Origin of the sequence: uncultured Gimesia sp., assembly GCF_937919775.1 — a bacterium.
Lineage (GTDB): Bacteria > Planctomycetota > Planctomycetia > Planctomycetales > Planctomycetaceae > Gimesia.
This window is the reverse complement of the sequence record NZ_CALFPF010000778.1, coordinates 1-6,061: the sequence shown is the minus strand read 5'-3', so window position 1 is coordinate 6,061 and position 6,061 is coordinate 1. Positions and strand designations below refer to the sequence as shown.

General features: G+C 46.8%; 4 protein-coding genes. All 4 read right to left on the bottom strand.

Going from position 1 to position 6,061, the window contains the following annotated elements; all coding sequences use genetic code 11:
* Positions 1–81: 81 nt before the first annotated feature.
* The 4 genes from Q0294_RS22120 to Q0294_RS22105 all read right to left on the bottom strand — a co-directional run bounded on the left by Q0294_RS22120 (position 82) and on the right by Q0294_RS22105 (position 5,930).
* On the bottom strand, positions 82–2,238 hold the full coding sequence (locus Q0294_RS22120; RefSeq protein ID WP_299469791.1) for a DUF1549 and DUF1553 domain-containing protein: 2,157 nt from the start codon (positions 2,236–2,238) through the stop codon (positions 82–84).
* Positions 2,231–2,797, bottom strand: coding sequence for a sigma-70 family RNA polymerase sigma factor (locus Q0294_RS22115; protein ID WP_299469789.1), 567 nt, complete (start codon positions 2,795–2,797; stop codon positions 2,231–2,233). The genes Q0294_RS22120 and Q0294_RS22115 overlap by 8 nt, the downstream gene beginning before the upstream one ends.
* Positions 2,798–2,931: 134 nt before the next feature.
* Entirely contained in the window at positions 2,932–4,206 is a 1,275-nt protein-coding gene (locus tag Q0294_RS22110; protein WP_299469787.1) for a DUF1501 domain-containing protein, read from the bottom strand.
* Between the two features lie 77 nt (positions 4,207–4,283).
* Complete coding sequence (locus Q0294_RS22105) at positions 4,284–5,930, bottom strand: DUF1549 domain-containing protein (protein WP_299469785.1); 1,647 nt, start codon at positions 5,928–5,930, stop codon at positions 4,284–4,286.
* Positions 5,931–6,061 lie beyond the last annotated feature (131 nt).

The following is a 6,061-nucleotide window of genomic DNA, read 5'->3' as shown; positions in this document are numbered from 1 at the left end:
GGTTGAATGAGTTTACCTATAGCAACTCAATGATGAATTCACAAGCGGTGAAACAACAGACTGCATAGCTGAGTCTGCCAATCAGTGAATCAGAATAAATTCATTGGAATTAAGATAAGCCCAATAGATATCCTGATAGCTTTGCTGGACAGCCGTCTGAAGAGGAACATTGCGGGTCGTCAGAAATCTGGTACGCTCCTTAACCAGACGCTTCAGTTCTGACAACTCTCGCGATGAGGGATAACGCGTCAAAGCGGCCATACTCAGCTTTTTAATTCTGGTATCAGGGCTGCGTTCTTTCAGAACCTGCGCCAATATGGTCTCTTCCTGTTGATAATCAAGACTGTGCTTCACCAGAGGGCCGTTCATCATTAACAAGGCCTGTGTGATCGTGCCATCAAAGGTTGTCGTTTCATCATTTTCCTCATTTTCATGAGTATAAACAAACTGCTGCAACCATTGATCGCGTTTCTGCATTTTGTCCCAGGCAGTGGAATAATTGGTAACGATCTGTGCGGGATTCGCTGTTACCAGCAGGGAATCATAAAGCTGTTCTGCCGTCATCTGTTTAACGTACATGCGACTGAAATTAGGCGTACTGCCATCATCAGGATTGTCTGAAACATTATCCTCAGCAAAACGGCTGCTGAGTCGATAGGCATCAGACAGACAAATCCACTGAATGAGTTGTTTGATGTCATACCCGCTGTCAATGAATTGACGGGCTAACTGATCCAGTAACTCAGGATGTGTGGGTGAATTATGATAACCCATGTCGTCGATGGGTTTGGTAAATCCATAACCAAAGAAATGGGCCCACATGCGATTCACCATCGCTCGGGCCAACTGATCAGTTTTGCCTGACGTCATTAATCGTGCCAGTTCCTGACGTCGGTTCACACCAGCATCATCGGATACTTTGATTCCCGCATATTTAGGATAGGCTGGCTGCATCAGGCCTTGTCGTGTTTCGTAAAATGTCGTCCCCCCCTTGGAAACCGAGACTAACTCTAATTTCGGAGCCTGTTTCTTTCCCGCTTCTCCCATCTTCTGGCTGCGAACCACTTTTGTCTGCTTGAAGAAACTGTTGATTTCCCAGAACTGACTTTGTGTGGCATCATTAAAAGGATGGTTATGGCACTGTGTGCATTGAATCTGGGTTCCCAGAAAAAGGCGTGTCGTAATCGCGGTCGCGGGTACTGCTTCGTTATTCAGGTGTGCCAACAGAAAGTTGGTTGCGCCATTGGTTTCCGAATCGCCTTCTGCAGAAACCAGATCATAAACCATCTCGCTCCAGGGACGGTTTTCCGCAAAACTTTGAACCAGAAAATCCTGCAAAGCCTGCCGGTTGATTTCACGGGAAGTAGAACGACCTATTAACAGTCGTGTCCAGATTGTCGACCAGTTCGTCACATAGGTAGGATCTTCCGTCAGTTTTTTGACCAGTCGCTCATGCTTATCAGTCTGGTTCGATGCCAAAAACTGTTCTGCTTCTGAAGCAGTCGGAATCCGTCCGATTACATCAAGATATGCGCGTCTGACCCACTCTTCATCAGTGGCGAAAGAGGAAGGCGTCATATTGGCTGCTTTCCAGCCATCCTCGATACGATGATTGATAAACGTAACAATGGCTTTATCAGAAGCGTTTGACGGTAATTTTTCGACAGGCGCTAACTGTTGAGGCCTGGTGGCAATCAATGGACGATCATCGCTGGCTGTGACAGTATCCACATTCTGATTTTGCAGCATCGGATGTTTTGCAGGCTCTATCTGAATGTTACGAGTGTGATTTGATTGAACGGCAACCTGATTCTCTGGAGTACCGTGAGTAATATCATCAGGCGTTTGGTTCTGCTCCACCGGTTGATTGGCCAGATTCGGAGCTTCGTTCGTTTTCATCAACGAATTCAAAGCGAATACGGAAAATACCAGTAAGCAGGCTGTTGCCAGTCCCAGACCCCATCGCTTTCTGCGAGCGACCGCAGGCTTTTCAATCTCTTCCGTTGATTCCGATTCAGACACAGGAGCCGCTATGGGGATCATCGCATCGGAACCCATTCCCTGATCCCAATATAATGTTCCATGCAGATGAGAATAATTCAGATAGAACTGCATCGCATCCGGATCTGCAAGCACGATTTCTTCCAGTCGCATTTTCTCTGCTGTCGAGAGACGCTCTTCGCACAATGCTTCCATAAGCAAAGAAAGCTCGGCTAATTCCACTTCTTTCTTACTCATGACTATAGGACTCTGCTGCTATATAACGATTAATACATTCAAATAAAGTACGTCTCACGCGCCCTAAAGACTGATAAACAGAGTTTGCAGGCCGCCCCAGTTCATCGGCAAGGTCCTTGCCCTGATTGCTTGCCTGATAACGCCTCTGAATCAGCTCAAGATCTTTTTTCCGTAATTTACCGAGACAGTAAGTTAATGCATTCCGACGTAACTCAAAAATTTCCTGATTTTCTTTTACCGCTTCAGCCACTTGAGCAACAAAATCATCGCTGAATTGATGCTTATCACGACTTCGTTTTTTCCGAAATTTCAATATCTCGTAATGTGCGATTTGACACGCCCAGGCAAAAAAATTCGTTCCGGCTTCAAACTGTTGTGCCTTTTTCCAGATGACCAGATTTGTGTCTTGTAATATCTCTTCAGCTTCCAATGGATGTGGAATCATTGAAAGAATATACAAATAAACGCGTCTCTGACATTTGGTAAATAACCCAATGAATTCACGCCCCTGCTCAGATTCTGTATCCGGGAAAACAGGTTGATTGGTCGAACTTGTCAAAGTATTTCCAATTCGTCACTTCAAAGTAGATTTGCTCAGGCTTATTTTTTGACCGATATTAAAACAGCGGAAGCCCTCTTTCGAGCGTCCGCTGTTTTGTGGATTTCAGTGATCTCCTCGACTGCTGAATAGAATCAGCCGATCAATTCCTTGATCGGAGTTCCACCATTGGCCAGCTTCATGGGACGACCGCGTTTTGATGTGTGCACGATATCCAGAGGAATCCCCAATGCATGGGAGACTGTTGCCCACAGATCTCCAGGCAGATAGCTCTTGCCTTCGATACCAATACCATCACTGTCTGTCTTGCCGATCGCCTGACCATTCTTAAGTCCGCCACCACCAATCATGGCAGTCCAGCTGGCAGCCCAGTGATCACGGCCCACATTCTGGTTGATGCGTGGTGTGCGACCAAATTCACCCATACAGACGATGGTCACATCGTCCAACATCGCACGTTGTTTCAGGTCTGTAACGAGTGCCGAGATTCCTTTGTCCAACTGAGGCAGATTCTGATTCTTCAAAGAATCAAAGACCCCTTGATGCAGGTCCCAGCTGCCGACCGAAGCAGAAACTTCAATAAACGGCACTCCGACTTCAACGAGACGTCGGGCCAGCAATAACCCTTGACCGAAATTGCCAGTTCCATAAGCTTCTTTTAAGGCAGCCGGTTCCTGATCGACTTTGAATGCTTCCATTTGCTTGGAAGTCATCAGGTTAACCGCTTTCTTATAGATGTCCTTGTGAGAGTTGGCAGATTCACCTCGTTTGGACTTAATGAATCCGGACTCCAGAACCTGCAGCATGTCAAGCCGTTGGCCTAATCGCTGTTGTTCCGTCATGTTAATTTCTGCGTTCTGGATCGTTCCATCGCTGGAAACAACAAATGGAGAATGAGACATCCCCAAAAATCCGGCACTCCCCCGGCTACCACCAATCGAAATGAAAGAGGGAATATCCAGTTCTTTGCGGCGAGAGCCTAATTCATAGCTGACGACCGAACCAAACGTGGGGTGAACCACAGTCGGGTTAGGAACATAAGCGGAGTGCATGTAATATGTACCACGGGCATGATCGGCTTCGCGAGTGCTCATGGAGCGAATCAGTGAAAGGTCTCCCATCACTTGAGCTGTCTGGGGCATATGCTCGGAAATCTGCATATCGCCTTTGGTGCTGATCGGCTTGAACTCTCCGCCGTTCTTGGAACCGGGTTTCAGGTCCCAGATATCAATCGTAGGCGGACCGCCGGCCATCCAAATCAGGATACAGGCTTTTTGCTGTTTTTTAACCTGGCTGGCATTTGCTTCCAGATGCGACAGAAAGTGCATTGTGGGAATCGCCGTTGCTGCACCGGCAACATGCTGCATGAAGTGTCGACGCGTCATTCCGTAAGGATTGAGAATAGTCATAACAAATGCCCTCTTTTGATTCTATTTGTGATAAAAGGTTGTGTGTTGAATATTTTATGCAAAACGCTGTTTCGATTTTAATGGTTGAACACAAACTCATTCGAGTTGAGTAAGGCCCAGTAGAGGTCCTGATACGCGGCCAGTTTATTCGGTGAACTGCCAATCAGTTTCTGAGCACTGGTAGCTTCACGACGATCGGGAAAACGGCTCAGTGTGGACAAAAACATTTTTTTAATTTTTGCCTGATCGTTCCCCTTCTCCAATAACAGTTGATTCAGATAACTCCCTTTATCGGCACTGATGGCATTTTTGGTCAATTCGCCATTCATCATCATCAATGCCTGTGGGATTGTCCCGTTAAACGTGGTGGAATCATCGCCCGAATCATTATCAAACGCGACCATAAATTGACGCATCCACTGACGCCGCTGCTCTTCAGCCCGCTCCCAGTTCGACTGGCCCGACTTGTGAGCACCCGTGGCAACAATTAACGAATCGTAGAGTTGCTCAGCCGTCATGTTTTTCACATACATATGCGAGAAGAGAGGGGTTTCTCCTCGCTCAGGGCTGTCAATTTCATTCTTGCGACCAAACTGGCTGGTCAAGTTGTATGCTTCACTATTACAGATCCAGCGTGCGAGTTGCTTGAGATCATATTTTTTCTTGACCAGTTCTTCGGCCATTTTGTTTAATAATTCCGGATGAGACGCGGGATTGTGTGGTCCCATATCATCAACAGGACGGGTAAAACCATATCCGATGAAATATCCCCACATCCGGTTTACGATTGCCTGTGCAATCAGAGGTTTTTCTCCCTGAACGATCAATTTGGAAAATTCCTTGCGGCGTTCGACGCTGCCTTCCGGATCGACTTTCACATCTTCGAAAATGGGATAGGCGACCTGCATCAGCCCGGAACGTTTTTCATAATAGACCGGACCGTTAAATCCCGTCGCTACGACTTCGGAATAGTCATCCACCTGACGCCCTGTTTTGGGGTCGGTCTTACGGTGATTAATCCGTCGCATCTGGCGAAAGAAACTGTTGTATTCCCAGAACTGATTCTGCTTCCAGTCATTAAACGGGTGATTATGACACTGGGTACATTGCACCTGGATGCCTAAGAACAAACGGGTGGTTGCCGCCGTCACCTGAACTGCTTCATCGTTATTCTGCATTTGTGCCAACAGATAATTGACAGCACCGTTCTCTTCAAAATGTCCTTCTGCAGTCACCAGATCCTGAACAATTTCGTCCCAGGGTCGATTTTTGGCAAATGCTTCCCTCAGAAACTTCTGCATCCCGTTACGACTGACACGTCGCGGAGTATTGCGACCGATGAGCAGGTTTGTCCATACATTCGTAAAGTTCTGAACGTAAGCGGGATCATCCAACAGTTGATCAATGACCTTAGAACGCTTGGCGGTATCACTATCCTTGACAAATTTTTCTACCATTTCTGCGGAAGGAATTTGACCGATGAGATCCAGGTAGACACGACGCAACCACTCTTCATCGGAAGCAACGGGAGACGCTTCTACTTCATTGTCTTCCCAGCCCTGACGGATCTGCCCGTTGATAAAGTCAACAAAAGGATCAAACGTTCCGGTAGAAAACGCCTTCGCCCTGCTTTCCGGAGGAGCAGCATCCGCAAAGGATGCCAACAAACCAGCACAGATTACCAAAGCAGAAACAACACACAGTTGTTTAGAAAAAAGACGCATTTTCTGATTCTCCACTTTATTGAAAAATGTCAGGATGAACGATCCTGTTACGCACTCTCTTGACACCCTTCTTTAAGACAAATTGCGAAAAGAAGATTGCCTCGTTACTGTATTAACATCCTGAAAGTCCA